Genomic DNA, 19,445 nt, shown 5'->3' with positions numbered 1-19,445 from the left:
CCCGAAAGCCGGGTCGCGGGGCAGGGGGCATTGCGACGCATGAGGTGGGTCGGCCGCATCTCGGACTGGAACGAAGACAAAGGCTACGGCTTCGTCGTGCCGCACGGCGGCGGCACCCGTGCCTTCGTCCACATCAAGGCCTTCCAGTACGGCTCGCGCCGCCCGGTCGACGGCGACCTGATCTCCTACGCCGTCACCACCGACGACCGCGGCCGCGCCAATGCGGTGGACGTGCGCTACGCGGGCCAGAAGATCGAAGTGCGCAAAGCGCCGCTGCCCATCCCCAGGCTGGCGATCGGCGTGGCCTTCCTGCTGGCGGTAGCGGCCTGCGCCTACGTCGGGCTCATCCCCATCCTGATCGCCGCGGGCTACGGAGTAGTCAGCGTGGTGTCGTACTTCGCGTACACCGCCGACAAAAGCGCCGCCGGCCGAGGCGCGCAGCGCACCCCCGAAAGCACCCTGCACCTGATCGACCTGCTGGGCGGCTGGCCCGGCGCGCTCATCGCGCAGCAACGCTCGCGGCACAAGACCGTAAAGGCGTCGTTTCAGTCGGTGTTTTGGTTCACCGTAATCCTCAACCTGGCCGCGGTCGCTTGGCTGCTGCACAGCGGCACCTTGGGTGGCGGCTGAGTGGGCGCCGGCTATGAAGCGGCTTAAGGTGAAACCGCGCCATTCCCGCGAGACACGAGCATGAGCAACCCAACTCCGTTCTGCGCCCTCTACCGCTGGCGCCTGCATCCCGGCACCGAACAGACCTTCATCGACGCCTGGTCGCGGGTGACGCAGTTGCTGCGCGCCGAACGCGGCTCGCTCGGCTCGCGACTGCACCGCGGGCCGGACGAGGTTTGGTACAGCTACACGCAGTGGCCGTCGGCGGCGGCGAAGGCCGAAGGGCTGGCGCGTCCTTCGGTGGATGCGGACGCCTGGGACCGGATGCGGTCGTGCATCGCAGAGAGTCTGCCTGAGGTGATCCTAGAGCCTGTCGCGGACTTTCTGGCGCCGCTTCGTTAGGGGCCCCGCAACAGGTCGTTCCGCGTCCCGTCTCCATCAGATCGAGCCCATCGCCAGTCCATCAACACAGGTGCTGTGACCTCATGAAGACTGGTATTGCCCTACTCGCGTTGACGCTATCGAGCTGTGCGAGCCTCAGCGAAGAGCGTCGCCCTTTGGAATGGTCCTCATTGGGGACGGGTTGCTACGACCGGGGACTGTCCGAGGTGCTCTTCTGGCCGGATCGCTCCTTAGAAATCGGCCTCACGGACATCCGTATCGGGCGCCTTCCGGACACGGGGCAGGGGCCCGGTATGCTGGCCCACTTCCGTCGTCGCTTAGACGGGCCTTTCGGTCAATCCACCGCGCCGCCGGAACTCTTTTTGGCGGTGGGCGATTGGAAGAGGACTTGCGCCGTCCTCATCCAGCACAGCGCCTGCCCCGCAGCACAAGAGGTCTACGCCCATTTGGCCTCCCAAAGCATTCCCATCGGTTTCGCGTTCGACGATCCGACGGCCTTTACCGTCATGCACGGGACCATCCATGCCCTGAGCGTTACGGATGGCCAGGGGAACCAGACCGATTGGTCCTTCGTTGGGCTGGATCACCCGCTGCAGGATGCGGTGGCGCGGTCGCTGGACAAGTTGGAGAGCTGTGCGGCTCCGGCGATGGTGGCCTTTCAGCAGTTAGCTGAAAAATGACTCTGACCCCGTTTCCTACATCCGTTCCAGCGCGTCGTAACCGATGCCCCACAGGTTCACCACGAACCCGCGGGGGCGCAGCGCGGGCGCCCGCTCCACAACAGCACGTCGTGGCCTTGCTTGCTCAGCCAGTAGGCGAGTGCCGTGCCGGCGATGCCGGCGCCGTTGATGGCGATTTTTCATCGGTGCGTGTTCTCTGTGGGCCGAGTGAACTTTCGCAGAGTACTCTAGAAAGGTGCGCGCTGACCCCTGCTTCCCCTCGAACAGAGCACGGCCCTTTCGCGCGAGCCTTCAGAAAAGCACGCTCTCATCACTGTTCTTGATGCAGTTGCCTCAAGCAGGCGTACTGGCCGTGGCCGGAGTAATTCCATACGCCTCACCCGTCAGTACCAGCGCAGAAATTATGGGCGACGATCGGGTCAGCTTTTCGGCAGACGCGACATAGCGCGTTGGTTCGGCGTATGGGATGCCGACGCCGTACTTCTTGCTTAGGTTTTCCGGGTGCATCTCAAAGCAAGCCAGGCCGGCACCTAAGGTAATGAGTTTGCTGCCAAGTGGTGTTACCACAAGTCGGCACCCTCCAAGAATCAACATGCTGTCTCGATAGCGACGCATCGCACTCAACAACTGCCGATAGGCCTCGAATGGGTGAGACTCATGCGCATACAGAACGCTTGATGTCGTGGTCAGGCCCGTGTCGAAAAGCGGGCCGCTATACTCCACCAGTAGACGGTCAGCTCGTCGAGGGTCCTTCGACGGATGGGGTACCACTGGGCACACCTCTGCCCTGGCGGGGATGTAGTCGGAGTTGAGGACCTTCTCAAGCTGGTTCACTCGATTCTCGCCGAGGATCGGGAACCACACGAGCGGCAGTTCCAAAAGGCTTCCGAGCTGCAGCACCGCGGAATAACCGGGGATAAGGACCAGTTCGTTGCTAGGGTCTTCCGCACGAATGTGCGCATCTAGCGCCGCGTCCTCGCCCACCAGGACTTGAAAGTTCACTCCGCTGGCCACCAAGGGATGTTCACGCTCTGGATCAATCTCTTTGTTGGGAATGAAGTGATTCAAGAGGCTTGTCAGAAGCGTCAAGTACACAATCCGAGGAAGAGAGCTAATGTCGAGTATCACATCGGTATAGCCGTCAAGCTGCGCCTGCACTTTCGCGACGCCAGCACGGAGCGCATTGCTTGTGCTGATTTCCTCGTCGCCTTCTGTCGGGCCGCCGAAGGGAAGTTCTTCGGTTGTGCCGATCTCCGAAAAAATCCGAGTAAGTTCGGTGGTGTTGGTCTCGGTTAGTGCTTTGATATCGTCGTCTAAACGATAACCGCTAAAACCGATCAGCAGTTGCTTCGCATCCTGTACGGACACAGCGGATCCTTTCACACTCGCGACAAACGCAGCCAGAACCGCTTGCGATCGGACGTCGAAACCACGGCCGCCGATGTAAAGCGGTTTGATGTCTCTGCCAGAGAACAGGCCGTCCCAGAGCTCGAACACTTCGTTTCCCCGCCGATAGACGTACTGTTCCCAAAGCATTCTCATAGGCTCTCCAGCCGTCGGCGTCTGGTTTGTACCACGCCCAGGTTCATCCATTCCTCCAGATTCACCACCGTCACGTCCTGCCATCCGCCGAACTGAAGTGGAAGGTCGTAATGTGCGCACAAGGTGCGATTCAGGTAAAACACCTGGCCGCTATCCCGCGAGGTGCTTGCCGAACTATTGCGGATGATCAGCAAGTTCTCTGCGACGCACTCGGCGATAACTTTACGAAGAGCCATGCCGCTCTGTCCCACTGATGGTCGCGGATTGTTGAGTCGATGCAGCTCTTGTTGGCTCAAACGAACGCCAGTGACGCCAGGGGCATACGGAGCGTTAGGTGCGAAGGTCTTGTCTTTGCAGAATGCACCCACCGCGTCCAATAGGCGTTGAGCGTTGGAGCCTCGGCTGTGGTTCCTTGGGATAAAGTTTCGCTTCTTCTTTGCCGCAGCCTTAAGTAGCTTCTCCTGGTCGGACGGCGATAGAATGAGATCGGGTTTTCTGACTGCCTGGCGGGCCTGAAGGCCGACATAGAGTTCGGAGGCGAGGAACAGCAGTTCATCAACGTTGCTCGATGCCATCGCGCATAGGCGATCAAGCCCAAAATAGTAGGGCAGCCCTGCGCCCTGGCTAGCAAACAGTTCGGCCGCGCCTCGGACTTGTGAGCTATCGCGCTCTTCCAATTCCTCGTCGGATAAGGATAGATCCAAGGTCATCTGACGTCGTTTCTCATCGCGAGAGAGCAGGATCTGTATCGAGTAGAGATCCAGTAGGGATTCCCAGCTGGGATCCTCGGTCAACCTGTCTGCCTTCGCCAACCATCCCTCGTAGCGCGCGCGCCCACGGAGCCGACTTGAGCTCTCGGTGTACTGAGAAACGGCTTTGTCGAAAATAGAGCGTATTTCCTGCGCATTGAATTCAGTGCGGAGGCATTGCGAGAATGCGCTGGAGGCGACCGTGTCCTGGCGCTTCATGCGCCGATCTAGGATGTTCTGTGCGAACCCGACGAAGGACTGCGCGCCGCCCTTGGAGAGCGACCACATCTCCTCAAGGTTGTAGTGTCGAATTTCCCTTCCGTCTCTGACTCCTTGTGAAAGTAAGTCGTCATCGCCCATTGCAATCGTGCGCTCGGAAAGCCAGACCGGGATGCTTGGGCGTAGCACGGTCAACTCATCGATCAGTAGGTCCCGCTGCTTCTTTCGAAGTCGTTGTACGTCATCAATCATCAGAAGCCGCTTTGGTGCGAGTGCCCGCCCCTGAAATTCGAAAGCGACCGCCTGGAGCCACAGCACGCTCTCAAAGCGAAAGTGCGCTGGCATGCTGCTGTCATCGGGCTTCCGGAACGAGTCGAGCGATGTGTAGACGTTCTGCTCCACTTCCTCAGCCCAACGCGCCATTTGTGCTGCGTCACGCAAGAGGGGTATGCCCCGAAGATCCGCCACGCTAGGGTCGTAGCTGAGGGTGATCTGGGCGAGATCATCGTCGGGCCCGAGCCCGGCTAGTAGCCCGATACTCCTGACGGCGCGAAGGACGACGCGGCAGTCCAACAAGGCCCGGAACAGCGTGTCTTGTTCGATGTCGGCACCTGGCGGAAGGTCTGCATAGCCCGCAGCGCATGAGAGCAGCACGCCGAGCAGCTGAGGGCCATGGCTTTGGTCGAGCACTCCCCTGGCGACTAGTCGCTGGTAAGAATCTGCAAGATCCGGCGTCTTCCTAGCGCTCCAGAACGCATTGAGTGCTGGTGGTGTGAAGGCGCGCAACAGTGTGGTTTTACCGCCGCCGGGCGAACTGCGAAGAATGTGTACGCCTCCTTCGAATGTGTCGTCTTCGAGCCTTTCAACAATCTTTGGCGAGAACAGCCGAACAAAATCGTTGTCGGAGGTCATTCGCTCCGACATGCGCTCTAGGAAGGGGTTTGCTCGATAGGCCATCAGAATTCGCGGTGTCTGCTTACGCGCGGAAAGAGCCCGAACGGCTTAAGCAATTCAGGCCCCCAGAGCAGATATATGGAGTTATTGGGCGTGTTGTGCGCTAGCACGACCGGGAGCGCGCATCCAGCAAAGCCCAGTCTGGCGTCTTCAGTTCCGCCGACGAGCGTGTGTTTATCGTGCGCTCGTTCGTCATAGTTCTTCTGTGCGTGGATCAGCTTCAGTAACGGGGCGCTCATGCTGTCAACCAAGCGGACTTCGTTCTCGATTGGGCACAACACGCGCAACTGCAGCGGCTTGTAGCCCTTTTCCGAGGTAAATCGTTCAGCCCAATACTCGATGTGGTCAATAGCCTGTCGTGTGGCAACGTAAAGGAGCAAATAGACTTCATAGTTGCTTCTATCAACCAGATCGCCACGATGCAGTCGCGAGTATATTTTCTGAAGCTTTCCCTTGAACCTGCGGTTCTTGGTGTCATAGCGAATGTACGTGTTTCCGCTACCAGAGAAGTCGTCCAAGAGCCAGATTAGGTTGAATCGCGATTGCTCGCTATTCGATCCTGCTTGTTCTAGAGCGTCTTTGAGCTCTTCAAGCATGTCGTCGACTTTGTTGTCGCCTAGCTCGTAAGCCTGCCAAATCTGCTCGTTGCTTATCTCCCCAAAACTCGCTCGTCTAAGTTCGTTGGTTCTAGCGCCGTCACTCAGGCCTAGAAAAAGGGACTTGATTCGAAGCTCGTTAAAGCGAGGGTGGGAGGCAATTTCTCGAACTCGATGCAGCGGAATGGCGTTTTCTTCAGCAACGATCCTGAGGCGCTCCTGGATCACGAGATCCGGATAGGCCGTAGTCACCAGGTGGGAAAGCTCGTCATCCGACAGAAAGACTAGCTTGTCTCTGACAAGTTCCAGCGCAGCCTCCCGGTCACTAGGGTCGAACTGGTTCAGCCACAGCGCGAGGCTTTCAATGAATTTTCGTCCTGGGCCAAAGCGCTGATACGAGTCGTATTTGAAATCTGCCAATAGCTGCAGCGAGCGCACCTGAAGCGCCGAGTCTTCCGTCCAGCTCATCACCTTTGCCAGTAGCTGAATTGCGTTCTCGTCGCGCATGTGTCTCGCCGTTGTCCGCGGTTGCTAAAGGTCGATATGAAATGTTCCGCCTAAACCGGTGACCATTCTCTCGAGATACCATAGGGTGGCGTCCACATCACGCTTGTGGCTCGGTGCAAGCTTCCAGCCCCTGTCGATTCGTCTTGAGGGCGAATCCACACTCAGTGAGTATCGGTGCTCAAGCAGAGATGCATCATTTCCCGGCCAAGCACCCTGATCGCCCATTGTGAGTATCTGGTAGGGGTCGATTCGATGGTGTTGGATCATGTGGGCAACCAAACCAGATTTGCTAACACCAGAAGATAGTATGTCGATTGAGTGCTTGCTACGCATGATAGAAGCGGTTTCCAGGCCAGCCTGCCTCAGCGCGTCTGCCAGTACGAACCACATCTGTTCTGTTGCAATGCCCTCACGGAACCTTACGCTCACTTGGATCGGATGCGTAGGTCTGACTGTGTCTATGGGAACGCCGATCGACTTGAGTCGCCGCATCAGTCGCGTAACATGGCTCAAGAACTCGCTTGTTTCTTTAGCGGTTACCACTGGTTCGCTCGCGGTTCCCACCCACCCACCGTTGTACAGGCCGACGTCTATGCGCTCCAGAAGCTCGGGGGGCAGCGCCTTTGCCAGAGCTTCCAAGATAGATCCGCCCCGCCCTGAGGCGATGCCGATAACAACCTCGGCTTGTAGCAATCGTTCGAGCTGCCGGATGATTTCAGTAGACAGCGCTTGATCGGTTCGGCGTGAGCTGCACAACGTCCCGTCGAAGTCGAAAACGACCGCCCGAAACTTCTGCGAAGCGAGCGATGACTGAAAGTCCGCTCGGGCGCGAGTCATGCTGCCAAGGCGTCGCGCGGACGGCCATCTTGCCCCCATGACCTCAAACTTGGACACCTCAGCCGCCGCAAGCATGTCGGTAGGGGCGGGGATAGAAGATGTGAGATCTAGGTAGTACAGCTTGCGGCTGAAATCGGGGACTGATGGCTTCGCAGCATCGACGCCGGACGCGCTGGCGATGGCTGAAACAAACTGCATCTGGGCCACCAAGCCAGCAATGAGGTCGGGTGGCGAAGCTCCTCCGAGCGACATTGTCATGGTCGGCATGGCAGGAGGAAATAGACTTCTCATCTTGTCCCACAATTGGCCAAGTGACGGCTCGGTGATGGCCAGGACTACACAATCGTCCGTCCGCTGGGACAGCCAAAGGTGCCTGCCATGCGCAAATGAACGCAGGTCGCACAATTGGCAGTTCAATAATGCCGCCTCTGATAACTTCGACTCTAAGTCCGAGGCAATTGGCTTAAGGAGCGGCGAATAGACTACGATCATTGAGCCTCGCTTGACGGCTTCTTCGGCGAAGCTTCGCGAGTTATTTGCCCATTCTGGTAGGGCTTGGTCGCCAATGCGAAGTTGGCTCATCTGATCGGGGAACGGGCTACGGGACTGGTCTAGTTCTCCGTAGGCGCGTGCGACAAGCATGGCGTCTAGCAATAGGCTGTTCGTCGCCAGGTACCCGTCTTTCTTGTCGAGTTCAAAAACGTGGGCGCTAACATCCGTGAGCCCGTGGATGGACTCCATCAACGGGCTGCTCGTCCTGTTCGTTAGTGCATGTATCGTTCTAGCGCTGTGACGTCGGGCGCGCAGCAAGGCTTCGGTAATATCGGGGTTCTTACCTTCGGCCGAAATCAGAAATACCGGGCTTGATGATGCTAGCGTGGGATTGCAGATCAGCTCTAGGGGCGTCGAAGGTCGCGAGACGCGACCGGTATACGTTTCGTGGAGGTTGCATAGTAATGAGGCGACTGTATAGGACCCGCCGGATCCAACGCCGATGACGCTCGATTCGCTGGCCCCTGCTAACGCTGCCTTCAGTCCCTTCAATTCGGCAGCAAGTGCCGACGCGTATGTCTGCGGAAGGGCGGCAAGCTCTAGGTCATAGTTTGTTTCCGTCACAGCGGCAGCCGCCGGCTCATCCGTTGGCTAGCAGACGGTTAGGGCGCTTTGTCACCGTTAGAGCCCGCTTAGTCCCCACTGCTTTGGATATTTGCGTCGGGGTACTTAGTTCCTTTCGCAATTCCATCAGCATGACGCCGAGCATGTTCTGACCAATCCCGTTCACTTCACCCCAGAGACGGTTGACAGGATTATTGGTCTTTCCGGCTTCTACGAGTCTCGCTGTCCCCGTCGAAAGAAGCAGCGCTCGCAAGTCCTCGTGTTGGGTGAATTTTGCGCGCAAGACGGCTCTCATTCGATCGAACTTGATCTGAGCCCAATTCGGAACGATGTCCCACGTGTAGAGACCGTGGGCCGCCATCGCAACGAGTGCTGGTGATGGCGCGCTAAGAATCCATTCCTTCACAGATTCCTTGGCTGCCTTCCCTGCCTGATACGCGTGTTCAGCGGTGGCGAACTCGCGGCCCTCGAATACGAAGGATCGTTTGTAAAGGTTGCTAAACGGCCCGTATGGCTTTTCGTTGGCGCGATAAAACAGAATTTCCCCCGTTGCCTGCTTGTACGCCACGGCAGCCGCAATTTGAGGCTTAGGAAGCTTTGCGGACTTGGCCATCGGGAGAGTTCCGTTTATCAGAGGGGGGGTATAGGTCCAGATTGCGACAGTGCCGTTCAAGCAACACCTCAATGAGATTGGTGAGGCTGCGACGGTCTTGCTTGGCTGCGATTTCGGCAGCCTCCTTGATGTCTGCGTCGATGCGCAGAGTTAGGCTTGTCGTGCTCTTGGAGCTGCTGCGAGATCGCGACATGGCGAGCCTAGATGCTGCAAATATATGCCATATATACACCATATAGATTACTTGTTGCAACTATAGTTCCGTGCAATTGCACTGGTTTCGCGTTTTTGTCCAGCTGACTTTCCATTCTCGCCAATACGTCATCGCTCTCGTCAGCTTGGCTGCTACTTGTCTCAAGGATTGAGGCGAGGCGAGGCGAGGTCAGCGGCGCGACTTCACCTGCGCTTTTTGTGTCGCGCGGTAGCAGTCAAGCGTTGTGGATTGAGCGCAGAACTGATCGGTCAGCTCCAAGTGCTAGGTAGGTCTTTTCGATTGAGAATGATCGGCTGGAGCGCTCGATCAATTGATCGCTATAGAGATTTCTCGAACCGTCTGACAAAAGCGATGAGGGTTGTGTCGAAGATTGCGCAGTACTCGCGCAATTGGATGAGGTCGAGACGTCGAGTCCCATTCTCGATGTCGCTGATATGGGATTGTGATCGTCCAAGCGCCTGAGCCACGTCTGCTTGCAGCATCCCAGACGCAAGCCGCATCTCTTTAAGTAACAAGGTAAGGACTTCATTCTCGTGCTGATGAATTGACTTGGGCATGTGCGTGGCCGGAAAGCGGTAGGCCACACGGAAGCTATATCTAGTTTCTTGATATCGGAAAAATAGATACTATCGGTTCGTGGGGCAGGGCGCCCGGGGCTTTTGTCGGTACTTCCGGCCGGGCGCCGCCCGAGACTTCACCGCCAGCAAGGACCGCAGCCATGCCCGTCCCCAACCAGCTCACCCTCCCGCCTGATCTGCTCCTACAGCTCTGGCCCGCCCCCACCGGCCCAGCCACAGATGCCATCGCCCTGGCCGCGCTAGCCCCCGAACGGCTGGACCACTTGTGCCAACAAGCCACAGACCAGACACACCGCGCCATGGAAGAAGCCCGCAGCCTGCTAGACCTCGCCCTTGAAACGTTGGAGTTGCAGTTGTCCCCCGACCACCAGCGCCGCCTGCTCGAACGCGCCGACGACGAACTGGCCGCCGCGCAGCGTTGGGGCACCCTCGCGGCCAACGCGCGCTTCTGCCGCGAGCAGCCGGCGCTGGCGCAACAGCTCTCCGGCGCGGCGGACGAGGCACGCGCAAGCCACGCGGGCACGCGTAAGCGGCGCGCGGATTAGGGCGTTCGGTAGCGGGTGCGGCGCGGTGTGCGTGGCACGCGAATTTCGGAAAAGCCCTACAGAAAAATCGGAGTTTCCTGACGGCGCGGCGGGGGCTTTTCCTATAGCCGCGCGGCGGGCGTGCGCAAAACGCTGGGGGCGCCTGGGCGGTTCGCCCGGGCCGTAGCGCCGGCATCGGCGGCCGGTTTGCACCTTACGGTTGCGGTGGCCCGGGCGCTGCGTTCGTCCATCAAGCCCCTAGAAGGAAACCGTGCATGAGCCAGAATTTGTTGTCCTTGACCCTGCCCGACGATCAGCTCGCCGCGATCGACGCCACCCTGACCCAACTGGAGGCGCAGTTGGTCGGCCTTGTGTCGCTGACCATCGACGACCGCCGGGCGCTGGCCAAGATGGGGCCCAAGTCCGAGCAGTTCTGCCGGCAGACGCTGATCGCGCTGGCCCAGCACCCGCAGGTGGTGCCGCCCGGCCTGAGCGTGGCCGAAGCGCAGGCCGACCTGGCCGCACTGGACCGGCTGCGTCCGCGCCTGCTGCGGCTGCAGCGCCTGGTGGAGCGCGCGCAGGACACCGACATGGCGCTGGGCAGCGACGTGATGTCGGCGGCGCTGGAGGGGTATGCGCTGCTGCGGGTGTCGGGCAAGCACCACGGGCTGGAAACGCTGCGCCAAAGCCTGAGCGCGCGCTTCGATAAAACCGCGCGCCGCGCGGAAGTGCCGCCGCTGCCGGGCCCGCTCGCGTCGTGACGGCGCGGCCGGCCCGCGCAGCTCGCGTGGCGGGTGGCGGGCCAGGGTAGCGGTGCGCATGGCGGCGGTTGCGGTGTGCACGGGGACCGGTGCGGTGCGTAAGGGCAGCGCACCGGTCCGTCAGGGCAGCCGAGCGCCGTGCAGGCGCGGCGATGGGGATGGATCGGGCAGCGCTGCGGGTGGGCACGGCAGCGTTGCCGGTAGAAGGGGCAGGGGTGCGGGGGCAAAGGGCCGCATTGCCGGGTTGAGCGGCAGCGTCGCGCTTCGGACGGGCTACGGTGTGGATTTGATCCACAACGCTGCGGTGTTTACGTGCACCACTGCGGCCCGCAGGCGCAAAGTCACGGTGTTGGCACCAAGACGGCACAATCCATCCAGGGTTTCACCCCGCCACCCGCCCCGCACCCCATGTCAGGACGCACTCCATGCTCCACCACCTCTCCTTCGCCGTCGCCGACCTGCACCGCGCCGGCGCGTTCTACGACGCCGCGCTGGGCGCTTTGGGCTACCGCCGCGTGTTCGAGGACGGCACCGCCATCGGCTACGGCTTCGCGGAGGGCGAAGACTTGCTCTGCCTGAAGCTGCGCGCCCACGCGGTGGCGCCGGGGCCGGGCTTCCACGTGGCCTTCGGCGCGCCCTCGCGTGAGGCGGTGGACCGGTTCCATGCGCAGGCGCTGGCGGCGGGCGGTACGGACAACGGGGCGCCGGGGCTGCGGCCGGACTATGGGCCGCACTACTACGCGGCGTTTGTGATCGACCCGGATGGGTACATGATCGAGGCGGTGATCAATCGCCCGGATCAGGTTGCGCCAATCTAGCGTTGAGCTTGTGGAACCGGTACTTCTGGACCAGGCCTTCCCAGGTGATGCCTCTGTCCTTGAAGAATTCCGCTTCCTTGCGCACTAGCCGCTCGGCTTCTTCATAGCGTTCCACGTAGTAGGCGTACAACGCGGGGAACGCCCAGGCAGGGACCTGGACCCAACCGGTCGATTCGAATTCGACGAGAGTGTTCACGCGGTTCAATGGGGCGACCACGCCGTCCATAATCCACTGTGTCAGACGCGCCGAGGCCTGCGGCACGGGAGTGTCGGCGTTGACCTCAAAGCTCCGCGGCACATCTGTCAGCAGTTGATCCAGCGAGGCAAAAAACTGGGGGTAAGGCCCTGGTGACTCGCCAGGGGGTGTCATCTCATCGAATCTGACGAGCACATCCACGGTAAAGAAGCCCCTAGGGCCTAGGTTCCAGCTGGACAGTTCGAACTTGATGATCTGTGTCGTCAGCCCCCGACGGCGAGTGAAGGTCAGGTTGGACTTCTTGAAACCCTCGGCCTTTAGCGCCGGCGCCAGTTCGAATTTCGCGATGGCTTGGATGATCTCTCTGGCGCGCGGTGTTTTATCCATGGGGATTGGCGTCTAAGCGGCCCAGCATCCAGCGGGTGATGAGGGCGAAGATTTACTGCTTGATGGGCTTGCCGCACCACGAGCCGCTTTGCAGAAACGGTGGCTTGTAGGCGCGCAGTTGAATGTCCACGGAGGTGGGCGGTTCGGTGCCGTCGGCGCCGGTCTTGACCACGGCGACGCGGCAGGTATCGCGGCCGAAGTCGAAGCGCGCCAAATAGCGTTGGCCGGCCTCGGGGGTGAAGGTGACGTTGCTCCAGCAGTAGCGGTAGTGGGACAGGCTGCCGCTGGAGGCGGCGGAGACGAAGAACGTGAAGGGCCCGCTCGCCGGTATGCCGATAGGCCCCGCGACCCGGTTGGGGTGCGACAGCCCCTTGCAGTTGGCGCCGTCCTGGTAGGTGCGGTAATGCCACAGGTTATCGGGGTGATTGGATTGGATCTGCAGGGTCGCGGTGGAAGGTGCCGGCTCCGCAGCGAGTGCGCTCAGCGGGCTAGCGCCCAGCAGGAGCAGGGCCAACATGTTGATGGCGTGCATTCGTCCCCCGACGCGGTGCATGGCCACCGGTAGCGGCCCTGGGGCGATCTTAGGCGGCCAGGGTGGAGGCAACAAGGCGGCGGGATGGCAGCGGTGCTGATGCCGCTGACGATCTGGTACCGTCGGCTATATTCGCACTCGACCGCTGTAAAGCAGCTTCTAGGGGATTGCCTGCATGCGTGCGTTCAATGCGAATTCGTACAGGACTGATTGCTCGTCCAAGGGGCGGCCCGAGTGAAACCATGGATGCGCTGATCGCCCTACTGGGTTCATCGCCCGAAGCGCCCGCTGCAGCGCATACGCTGGCGCGCTGTCGATTGAAGGCGTATACGCAGGCATCACTAGAAGCCGGCCTGCCGACGACGAGGTATCTGCGTTCGGTGACGGACGGACTGCAATTGCAGCTCGATTCTGGCGGAACCGTGCAAGTGGTGTTCCTGTACGGCGGCGGCAAGGAGGGCTACCACCGATACGGCGGCTCGCTCGGGCCGGGGCTTTCGTTCGACGCTTCGCGCGCCGACGTCGAGTCGGTTCTGGGCGTACCGGCGCGCAACGCGTTGCCGGGCAAGACGCTGCTGGGCTCGCACGGCGGCTGGTTGCGCTATGACTACCCGGTGCATTCAGTGCATTTCGCTTTCGACCTCACGGGCAGGCTGGAGCTGGTGACGCTGATGACGGCGGAGGCGCGGCCGCAATGAGCACTAGAGAGAACGCCACTTTGTTCTGCGCTACTGCGGGAGTGGTTATGGTCGTTAGAGGCTTATGGCTGCTGCTTGCCATCGCGGTGGGCGCTCCGTTGGCAAGCGCTTACGAGAAGGTGGCGCTGCCTTCCGATCCGAGCACCTGGGGTGGCGATCTGCTTGAGCGCATCCAACCTACCCCGGCCTGCGCGGGCGGCACGGTCGAACAGCTCGGAAAGCGCTTGGCGGTATCGGAGCCCTATTCGGCGGCGGCGTTTGAACGCACGCACGGCAAAGCGATTGGCTTCAAGCGTGAGCTTGCGGACACCGATAGGGTGCATGCGTTCAGTTTCCGATCCGAACGCCCCGGAGAGAGCTATTGGGGCTTCGATGGGGTTCTGGTGGCGCGTGGCGGGTGTGTGATCCATGCCAGGATTACCAACTACGACAACTAAGCGCCGGCGGTGCCGCGCCATGCCGGAGCCTTGCTTTCTGTGGGAGCGGCGTAAGCCGCGATAGCGTAGCTTCGGGTCGGGGCGAATCGCGGCTTACGCCGCTCCCACAGGGGGCGGGCTGTGTCCGTATGGGCCGGGGCATGCGCGGGAGATTGGGGTGGCGTGGACGCGGCTTACGCCGCGCTTACCCCAAGGCGGTGGTTGGGGTGGAGCAATGGCACGCTAGGCAGGCGTGCACATCCTCTACGATAGAGCCAGGTGGACGATCAGGACCCAGGCGCGATGACGATCGGCGAGATGCTCAAGGCAAAAATCTTCAGGGCGCGCGCTGTCGCGTTCGGGTGCTGGCTGTTGTTTGCGGCCACGATGTTCTTCGATCTTCCCGGCCTGCACAGGGGCTGGATGGTCGTGCCCTTTGTCGGGTTCATGGGCGCGGTGCTGTACATCATGTGGTGCGTCAATTGCCCCCGGTGCGGGGCCCGTCTTGGGCAGGTGCTGAGCGGCACGAGCAAGCCAAATTTTTGCCCCAGTTGCGGCGTTGGGTTGGACGCGCACGTTTGATGCGGAAGGCTTCGGCTTTGGGGTGGGAGCGGCGTGAGCCGCGATTCGCCGCCATCCGAAGTTGCGCTATCGCGGCTTACGCCGCTCCCACAGAAAGCTCAAAACAGAAGGCAGGAGCGCAGCGAGCCGTGTGGGTGGCTCGCTGCGCTGTCTTCGTTACCTACCCGTAGGCGCCGGATACGCGCGCGGCATGCCGTTGTCCGGGCGCAGGTAGCGGTCGCGCAGTTCGGTCTGGCGGCTGCGCATTTCGATGGCGCGGCCGTTCATCCAGACCTGCAACGCCACGCTGCTGACTTCCAGCGGGTCGCCGCTCCACAGCACCAGATCGGCGCGGCGGCCGGGGGCGATGCTGCCCAGTTCGGACGACACGCCCAGGGCTTCGGCGGGCACGCGGGTCAGGCCGGCCAGGCCGTCGGCCCAGGGCAGGCCGGCGGCGACGGCGTTGCCGGCCAGCTGGCGCACCTTGCGCGCATTGTGCGAGGCGTCGCCGCTCTGGCTGAAGCCCACAGGCACGCCGGCGGCGCGCAGGCGGGCCGCGTTTTCCATGGTCGCGCCGATCTGGTCGAAGTCGCCGGGCAGGTTGGCCAGCGGGTCGACGAACACGGGCACCTTGGCCGCGGCCAGTTGCGGTGCCAGCTTCCAGGCTTCGGCGCCGCCGGCGATGGCGATGCGCACGTTGTGGCGCGCGGACCAGCGCAGCAGTTGGCGGATGTCGGCGGCGCGGTCCACGCCCACCATCACCCGGCCGCCGCCGTCCAGGTAGCGCGCGAGCGTGGCGCGGCCGGCGGGGGTGAGCAGGGCGGCGTTCGAGTCGGGACCGATGCGGCCGCGGGCCTCGGCGATCAGCTGGTCCAGGATCATCCACTGCGCGGCGCGCGAGTTGCCGGTCAGGCCGGAGGCGTCGCCGCCGAGCTTGACGAACAGCACGCGCGCGCCGGTGGGGTCGGGGCCGCCGTCCAGGCGCATCACGCCGCCCTGGCCGGCGACGATGGAGCCGCCGGTGGCGGTGCCCGCGCCCAGCAAGGTCCAGCCGATGCCTTCGATGCGGGTGACCGGGATCAGCACCGACTCGGGGTTGTAGGCCAGGGTCACGTCGAACTCGGGGCGCACCGTCATCTGCTTGGTGTCGGCGCCCAGGGCCAGGGTTTCGTCCACGGTGGCTTTTTCGCCGGAGACTTCTTCCAGGCCGATCTCGGTGATGCCGCCGAACAGGGTGGGCGTGAGCGGGCGGCCTTCGGCTTCGATGACCTGGGCGCCGGCGGGGGCGGTCAGGTTTTTGCCGATGGCGCGCACCTGGCCGTTGCCGATCAGCACGTCGGCGCCTTGCAGGCTGCCCTGCGCGGTGGCGGTGTGGACGGTGGCGTTGCGGATCAGGAGGTCTTGGGCGCTGGCGGCGAAGCTGGTGAGCAGCAAGGCGGCGGTGAGTACGGCTTTGCGCAAACCGCCCACGCCGGCCATTGCGGCGGAAGCCGGCACCCAGGTTGCTTTTGTTTCTGCCATGACGCTCCGCCCGCCGATGGGGGATTGCAAATCAAAATGGGTTCCGGCGTTCGCCGGAATGACGGGAATGGTGCTCACGGCGCACCTCCGGCGGCGCGGGCGCCCTGGCCGAGCAGGAAGTCCGAGGTGGGCTGGCGGTTGCGGTCGTTGCGGTCGAAGATGCGCGCGCCGTCCACGTAGACCTGTTCGGCCTTGGCGTACACGCTGAAGGGGTTGCCGTTCCACACCACCACGTCGGCCATCTTGCCGGTCTCCAGGGTGCCGGTCTGTTCCAGCACGCCCAGCGACTTGGCGGCGTTCTGGGTCAGCCAGCGGATCGCGCGTTCGGGCGGGATGTCCATGCCGGCGAGCTTGGCGTGGGCCATGACCTTGGCCGCTTCCTGGTTCAGGCGCTGGATGCCTTCCTGCGAATCCGAATGGACGATGGCGCAGCTGTTGGCGGGGCGGTCGACCAGGGCGATGTTTTCCTGGATGCCGTCGAAGGCTTCCATCTTGAAGCCCCACCAGTCGGCCCACAGCGCGCCGCAGACGTTCTCGGCGGCCAGGCGGTCGGCGAGCTTGTAGGCCTCCACGCCGTGGTGGAAGGCGCTGACCTTGAAGCCGAATTCCTTGGCCAGGTCGAGCATGGTGGCCATTTCGTCGGCGCGGTAGCAGTGGATGTGAACCAGGATGTCGCCCTTGATCGCGCCGGCCAGGGTGTCGAGCTTGAGGTCGCGCTTGCCGCCGGCGTCCTTGTCGCTGTCGGCCGCCGTGCCGTTGCCGTTGGACGAACCCTGCCACCAGCTGCGCTTCTTCTTGGGCTGCTCGGCCTTGGGCGTGTTCTTGTGGATGTACTCGCTGGCGTCGATGAAGGCGGCGCGGTAGCCGGCCACGTTGCCCATGCGCGTGCCCGGCGAGGTGTTGCGGCCGCCGTAGACGCGCTTGGGGTTTTCGCCGCAGGCCATCTTCAGGCCCCAGGGCGCGCCGGGGAATTTCATGCCCTGGTAGGTGGTGGCCGGCACGTTCTTCAGGGTCACGCCGCGGCCGCCGATCAGATTGGCCGAGCCCGGCAGCACCTGCAGGGTGGTGATGCCGCCGGCCATGGCCGCGGCGAAGCCCGGGTCCTGCGGCCAGACCGAGTGCTCGGCCCAGACGTTGGGGGTGACCGGGCTGGTCATCTCGTTGCCGTCGCTGTGCGCGCTCACGCCGGGGCTGGGGTACACGCCCAGGTGCGAGTGCACGTCGATCAGGCCGGGGGTGACCCACTTGCCGGTGGCGTCCACGCGGGTGGCGTCGGCCGGGGCGTCCAGGCCGGTGCCCACGGCGACGATCTTGCCGCCCTGCATGAGCACGTCGGCGTCGTCCAGGCGCTGGCCGGTGCCGGTGAGCACGGTGGCGTGCTGCAGCAGCACCGGGCCGGCCGCGATCGGGCGGTAGGTGCTGGGGTACGGGTCCTGCGTAAAGCGCGAGGCGGCGGGCGCGGGCGGGGCCGCCTGGGCGGCGCCGACCAGCAGCGCCAGGCCGCAGCCGGCCAGCAACGGTCGAATCATGTGGGTTCCCCTAGGAAGGACAGCCAAAGGACAGCCCCCGAACCCTAGCCGCCGCCCCCGGCGCCGCCAACCCTGACGATAGTCATGGGCGGTGCGACAATGGGCGCACAACAACTAGAAAAGGCCTAGCACGTGAAAGACAAAGAACAGATCGTCGAAAACTGGCTGCCGCGCTACACCGGCGTGCCCCTGGACCAGTTCGGCCAGCATGTGCTGCTGACCAACTTCGGCGGCTACCTGCACACCTTCGCCCGCCTGACCGGCGCCGAAGTGGTGGGCCTGGACCGGCCCATGCCCAGCGCCACCGCCGACGGCATCACCATGATCAACTTCGGCATGGGCAGCCCCAACGCGGCGACCATGATGGACCTGCTGTCGGCGATCATGCCGCAGGCGGTGCTGTTCCTGGGCAAGTGCGGCGGGCTCAAGCGCAAGAACGAGCTGGGCGATCTGGTGCTGCCGATCGCGGCGATCCGCGGCGAAGGCACGTCCAACGACTACCTGCTGCCGGAAGTGCCGGCGCTGCCGGCCTTCGCGCTGCAGCGCGCGGTGTCGACCATGATCCGCGACCTGGGCCACGACTACTGGACCGGCACGGTCTACACCACCAACCGCCGGGTGTGGGAACACGACGAGGCCTTCAAGGAGCGCCTGCGCGCGATGCGCTGCATGGCCATCGACATGGAAACCGCCACGATCTTCGCCGCGGGCTTCGCCAACCGCATTCCCTGCGGCGCGCTGCTGCTGGTGTCGGACCAGCCGATGATTCCGGAAGGGGTGAAGACCGAAGCGTCGGATGCGAAGGTGAGCGCGGCGTATGTCGATAACCACATCAATGTGGGCATCGAAGCGTTGAAGCTGATCCGCCGCCACGGCAAGTCGGTGCGGCACCTGCGCTTCGACGAGTAAGCCTTCGTCGGAAGATCAAGGGCATTCGCGCTGCGCGCTCATCCCCTCACCCTAGCCCTCTCCCGCAAGCGGGAGAGGGGATGCTTCCGACGCCGCTTGCTGCTTTAGCCCCTCTCCCGTTTACGGGAGAGGGGTTGGGGTGAGGGCACGCGGGGGGGCAAGCAGCGGCGGAAGCTTCGATCCCTAAGCCGCACTAATCTCCGGCACCACACACCGATACCCCAACACCCGCAGCCGCTCCAGCAACGCGCGCATCGTCTCCACGTTGCGCCCATGCCCCGCGCCTTCGTGCATCAACACGATCGCCCCCGGCGCCAGCGTCCGCTCCACCCGCGCCACCACCTGCTGCGGATCGGCCGCCACCGCATCGAACCCGCGCGCCGACCAGGCCACGCGCGCCAGCCCGTGCCGCCGCAACGCCGCGGCGACGAAGGGATTGGCCATGCCCACCACCGCGCGGAACCAGCGCGGCGGCTGCCCGGCCAATTCGCCCAGCACGGCCTGCGCATCGGCGATCTCCGCCGCCATGCGCCGCGGCGGCAGCGCCCAGAACCAGGCGGCAGGGTGGCTGTGGCTGTGATTGCCGATGCCGTGGCCGCGGCGCGCGATTTCGCGCACCAGCTCGGGCCGCGCGCGGGCGCGCTCGCCCACCAGGAAGAAGGTCGCGCGCGCATCGAACGCGTCGAGCAGGTCCAACAGGGCCACGGTGTCGTCGGAGGGGCCGTCGTCGATGGTCAGCCACAGCACGCGCTCGTCGGTGCGCAGGCGCGTGAGCACGGGGCTGAACCAGGGCGATTGCGGGCGCAGCGTGGCCCAGACCAGGGCGCCATGCGTGAGCAGCAGGGCCGGCAGGCCCCACTGCCAGCCGCCGATCCACCACAGCGCCAGTACCGCCACCTGCGAGGCCGCGAACAGCCACAGCCAGGCCCAGGGCTGGCGGGGAACGCGGTGCGGGGCGGGGATGCGCGGCATGGCCG

23 protein-coding genes are annotated in these 19,445 nt (G+C 63.1%); 10 read left to right on the top strand and 13 right to left on the bottom strand.

Features of this window, described 5'->3' with window-relative positions; translation table 11 throughout:
• Positions 1–39: 39 nt before the first annotated feature.
• The 3 genes from DX914_RS19360 (at position 40) to DX914_RS19350 (ending at position 1,691) form a co-directional block, all read left to right on the top strand.
• The gene (locus DX914_RS19360; protein WP_115861917.1) at positions 40–630 is read left to right on the top strand and encodes a DUF1294 domain-containing protein; all 591 of its coding nucleotides are present in this window, start codon (positions 40–42) and stop codon (positions 628–630) included.
• Positions 631–690: 60 nt separating this feature from the next.
• The gene (locus tag DX914_RS19355) at positions 691–1,011 is read left to right on the top strand and encodes an antibiotic biosynthesis monooxygenase family protein (protein WP_115861915.1); all 321 of its coding nucleotides are present in this window, start codon (positions 691–693) and stop codon (positions 1,009–1,011) included.
• 83 nt (positions 1,012–1,094) lie between these two features.
• Complete coding sequence (locus DX914_RS19350) at positions 1,095–1,691, top strand: hypothetical protein (RefSeq protein WP_115861913.1); 597 nt, start codon at positions 1,095–1,097, stop codon at positions 1,689–1,691.
• Between the two features lie 56 nt (positions 1,692–1,747).
• Here the strand turns inward: DX914_RS19350 and DX914_RS20795 are convergent, their stop codons facing one another.
• From DX914_RS20795 to DX914_RS19315, 8 genes are all read right to left on the bottom strand, one after another.
• Positions 1,748–1,861 (bottom strand): NAD(P)-binding protein, encoded by a 114-nt coding sequence (locus tag DX914_RS20795; RefSeq protein WP_425480710.1) that lies wholly within the window; start codon positions 1,859–1,861, stop codon positions 1,748–1,750.
• A gap of 163 nt (positions 1,862–2,024) precedes the next feature.
• Positions 2,025–3,227, bottom strand: a complete 1,203-nt coding sequence (locus DX914_RS19340) for a hypothetical protein (RefSeq protein WP_115861911.1) — start codon at positions 3,225–3,227, stop codon at positions 2,025–2,027.
• Positions 3,228–3,229: 2 nt separating this feature from the next.
• Positions 3,230–5,113, bottom strand: a complete 1,884-nt coding sequence (locus DX914_RS19335) for an ORC-CDC6 family AAA ATPase (RefSeq protein ID WP_147300738.1) — start codon at positions 5,111–5,113, stop codon at positions 3,230–3,232.
• A gap of 44 nt (positions 5,114–5,157) precedes the next feature.
• Positions 5,158–6,258 (bottom strand): phosphoribosyltransferase-like protein, encoded by a 1,101-nt coding sequence (locus DX914_RS19330; protein ID WP_115861907.1) that lies wholly within the window; start codon positions 6,256–6,258, stop codon positions 5,158–5,160.
• A 24-nt stretch (positions 6,259–6,282) separates the two neighbouring features.
• Entirely contained in the window at positions 6,283–7,836 is a 1,554-nt protein-coding gene (locus tag DX914_RS19325; RefSeq protein ID WP_196778968.1) for an HAD family hydrolase, read from the bottom strand.
• 391 nt (positions 7,837–8,227) lie between these two features.
• Positions 8,228–8,824, bottom strand: a complete 597-nt coding sequence (gene ybiA, locus DX914_RS19320) for a riboflavin biosynthesis intermediates N-glycosidase (RefSeq protein ID WP_115861903.1) — start codon at positions 8,822–8,824, stop codon at positions 8,228–8,230.
• Positions 8,799–9,017 carry a DUF6364 family protein gene (locus tag DX914_RS20790; protein ID WP_425480709.1) on the bottom strand — a complete coding sequence of 73 codons (219 nt, stop codon included), beginning with the start codon at positions 9,015–9,017 and terminating at the stop codon, positions 8,799–8,801. Before DX914_RS20790 ends, ybiA begins: the two co-directional genes overlap by 26 nt.
• 338 nt (positions 9,018–9,355) lie before the next feature.
• Positions 9,356–9,595, bottom strand: a complete 240-nt coding sequence (locus DX914_RS19315) for a helix-turn-helix domain-containing protein (protein ID WP_115861901.1) — start codon at positions 9,593–9,595, stop codon at positions 9,356–9,358.
• A 161-nt stretch (positions 9,596–9,756) separates the two neighbouring features.
• Here DX914_RS19315 and DX914_RS19310 point away from each other — a divergent pair, with 161 nt between their 5' ends.
• The 3 genes from DX914_RS19310 (at position 9,757) to DX914_RS19300 (ending at position 11,719) form a co-directional block, all read left to right on the top strand.
• A complete protein-coding gene (locus DX914_RS19310) occupies positions 9,757–10,161 on the top strand; it encodes a hypothetical protein (RefSeq protein WP_115861899.1) in 405 nt (134 codons plus the stop codon).
• 254 nt (positions 10,162–10,415) lie between these two features.
• A complete protein-coding gene (locus DX914_RS19305) occupies positions 10,416–10,901 on the top strand; it encodes a hypothetical protein (protein WP_115861897.1) in 486 nt (161 codons plus the stop codon).
• A 425-nt stretch (positions 10,902–11,326) separates the two neighbouring features.
• Entirely contained in the window at positions 11,327–11,719 is a 393-nt protein-coding gene (locus DX914_RS19300; RefSeq protein WP_115861895.1) for a VOC family protein, read from the top strand.
• Here the strand turns inward: DX914_RS19300 and DX914_RS19295 are convergent.
• A complete protein-coding gene (locus tag DX914_RS19295) occupies positions 11,688–12,302 on the bottom strand; it encodes a DUF4304 domain-containing protein (protein ID WP_115861893.1) in 615 nt (204 codons plus the stop codon). The two genes, DX914_RS19300 and DX914_RS19295, sit on opposite strands and share 32 nt — an antisense overlap.
• Before the next feature lie 52 nt (positions 12,303–12,354).
• On the bottom strand, positions 12,355–12,819 hold the full coding sequence (locus DX914_RS19290) for a hypothetical protein (RefSeq protein ID WP_147300737.1): 465 nt from the start codon (positions 12,817–12,819) through the stop codon (positions 12,355–12,357).
• A 257-nt stretch (positions 12,820–13,076) separates the two neighbouring features.
• Between DX914_RS19290 and DX914_RS20145 the strand changes: the two genes are divergently transcribed.
• The 3 genes from DX914_RS20145 to DX914_RS19275 all read left to right on the top strand — a co-directional run bounded on the left by DX914_RS20145 (position 13,077) and on the right by DX914_RS19275 (position 14,530).
• A complete protein-coding gene (locus DX914_RS20145; RefSeq protein ID WP_147300736.1) occupies positions 13,077–13,532 on the top strand; it encodes a hypothetical protein in 456 nt (151 codons plus the stop codon).
• A gap of 47 nt (positions 13,533–13,579) precedes the next feature.
• A complete protein-coding gene (locus DX914_RS19280) occupies positions 13,580–13,969 on the top strand; it encodes a hypothetical protein (protein WP_115861889.1) in 390 nt (129 codons plus the stop codon).
• A gap of 258 nt (positions 13,970–14,227) precedes the next feature.
• Positions 14,228–14,530 carry a hypothetical protein gene (locus DX914_RS19275; protein ID WP_115861887.1) on the top strand — a complete coding sequence of 101 codons (303 nt, stop codon included), beginning with the start codon at positions 14,228–14,230 and terminating at the stop codon, positions 14,528–14,530.
• Positions 14,531–14,686: 156 nt separating this feature from the next.
• Here DX914_RS19275 and DX914_RS19270 read toward each other — a convergent pair whose 3' ends face one another.
• Positions 14,687–15,988, bottom strand: a complete 1,302-nt coding sequence (locus DX914_RS19270; protein WP_115861885.1) for an amidohydrolase family protein — start codon at positions 15,986–15,988, stop codon at positions 14,687–14,689.
• Between the two features lie 116 nt (positions 15,989–16,104).
• Complete coding sequence (locus tag DX914_RS19265) at positions 16,105–17,559, bottom strand: amidohydrolase (RefSeq protein ID WP_115861883.1); 1,455 nt, start codon at positions 17,557–17,559, stop codon at positions 16,105–16,107.
• A gap of 132 nt (positions 17,560–17,691) precedes the next feature.
• Between DX914_RS19265 and DX914_RS19260 the strand changes: the two genes are divergently transcribed.
• A complete protein-coding gene (locus tag DX914_RS19260) occupies positions 17,692–18,468 on the top strand; it encodes an AMP nucleosidase (protein WP_115861881.1) in 777 nt (258 codons plus the stop codon).
• Positions 18,469–18,651: 183 nt separating this feature from the next.
• Here DX914_RS19260 and DX914_RS19250 read toward each other — a convergent pair whose 3' ends face one another.
• Positions 18,652–19,440 carry a polysaccharide deacetylase family protein gene (locus DX914_RS19250; RefSeq protein WP_115861879.1) on the bottom strand — a complete coding sequence of 263 codons (789 nt, stop codon included), beginning with the start codon at positions 19,438–19,440 and terminating at the stop codon, positions 18,652–18,654.
• Positions 19,441–19,445: the final 5 nt, after the last annotated feature.

It is taken from the genome of Lysobacter silvisoli, assembly GCF_003382365.1.
Classification (GTDB): Bacteria; Pseudomonadota; Gammaproteobacteria; order Xanthomonadales; family Xanthomonadaceae; genus Lysobacter; species Lysobacter silvisoli.
This window is presented reverse-complemented; position numbering and strand designations above follow the sequence as displayed.

What these genes read in the sequence shown, in the direction of transcription:
- DX914_RS19360 (WP_115861917.1), top strand. Translation starts at nt 40, where the DNA reads ATGAGGTGGGTCGGCCGCATCTCGGACTGGAACGAAGACAAAGGCTAC.
- DX914_RS19355 (WP_115861915.1), top strand. Translation starts at nt 691, where the DNA reads ATGAGCAACCCAACTCCGTTCTGCGCCCTCTACCGCTGGCGCCTGCAT.
- DX914_RS19350 (WP_115861913.1), top strand. Translation starts at nt 1,095, where the DNA reads ATGAAGACTGGTATTGCCCTACTCGCGTTGACGCTATCGAGCTGTGCG.
- DX914_RS19340 (WP_115861911.1), bottom strand. Translation starts at nt 3,227, where the DNA reads ATGCTTTGGGAACAGTACGTCTATCGGCGGGGAAACGAAGTGTTCGAG.
- DX914_RS19335 (WP_147300738.1), bottom strand. Translation starts at nt 5,113, where the DNA reads ATGACCTCCGACAACGATTTTGTTCGGCTGTTCTCGCCAAAGATTGTT.
- DX914_RS19330 (WP_115861907.1), bottom strand. Translation starts at nt 6,258, where the DNA reads ATGCGCGACGAGAACGCAATTCAGCTACTGGCAAAGGTGATGAGCTGG.
- DX914_RS19325 (WP_196778968.1), bottom strand. Translation starts at nt 7,836, where the DNA reads ATGGAGTCCATCCACGGGCTCACGGATGTTAGCGCCCACGTTTTTGAA.
- ybiA (WP_115861903.1), bottom strand. Translation starts at nt 8,824, where the DNA reads ATGGCCAAGTCCGCAAAGCTTCCTAAGCCTCAAATTGCGGCTGCCGTG.
- DX914_RS20790 (WP_425480709.1), bottom strand. Translation starts at nt 9,017, where the DNA reads ATGTCGCGATCTCGCAGCAGCTCCAAGAGCACGACAAGCCTAACTCTG.
- DX914_RS19315 (WP_115861901.1), bottom strand. Translation starts at nt 9,595, where the DNA reads ATGCCCAAGTCAATTCATCAGCACGAGAATGAAGTCCTTACCTTGTTA.
- DX914_RS19310 (WP_115861899.1), top strand. Translation starts at nt 9,757, where the DNA reads ATGCCCGTCCCCAACCAGCTCACCCTCCCGCCTGATCTGCTCCTACAG.
- DX914_RS19305 (WP_115861897.1), top strand. Translation starts at nt 10,416, where the DNA reads ATGAGCCAGAATTTGTTGTCCTTGACCCTGCCCGACGATCAGCTCGCC.
- DX914_RS19300 (WP_115861895.1), top strand. Translation starts at nt 11,327, where the DNA reads ATGCTCCACCACCTCTCCTTCGCCGTCGCCGACCTGCACCGCGCCGGC.
- DX914_RS19295 (WP_115861893.1), bottom strand. Translation starts at nt 12,302, where the DNA reads ATGGATAAAACACCGCGCGCCAGAGAGATCATCCAAGCCATCGCGAAA.
- DX914_RS19290 (WP_147300737.1), bottom strand. Translation starts at nt 12,819, where the DNA reads ATGTTGGCCCTGCTCCTGCTGGGCGCTAGCCCGCTGAGCGCACTCGCT.
- DX914_RS20145 (WP_147300736.1), top strand. Translation starts at nt 13,077, where the DNA reads ATGGATGCGCTGATCGCCCTACTGGGTTCATCGCCCGAAGCGCCCGCT.
- DX914_RS19280 (WP_115861889.1), top strand. Translation starts at nt 13,580, where the DNA reads ATGGTCGTTAGAGGCTTATGGCTGCTGCTTGCCATCGCGGTGGGCGCT.
- DX914_RS19270 (WP_115861885.1), bottom strand. Translation starts at nt 15,988, where the DNA reads ATGGCCGGCGTGGGCGGTTTGCGCAAAGCCGTACTCACCGCCGCCTTG.
- DX914_RS19265 (WP_115861883.1), bottom strand. Translation starts at nt 17,559, where the DNA reads ATGATTCGACCGTTGCTGGCCGGCTGCGGCCTGGCGCTGCTGGTCGGC.
- DX914_RS19250 (WP_115861879.1), bottom strand. Translation starts at nt 19,440, where the DNA reads ATGCCGCGCATCCCCGCCCCGCACCGCGTTCCCCGCCAGCCCTGGGCC.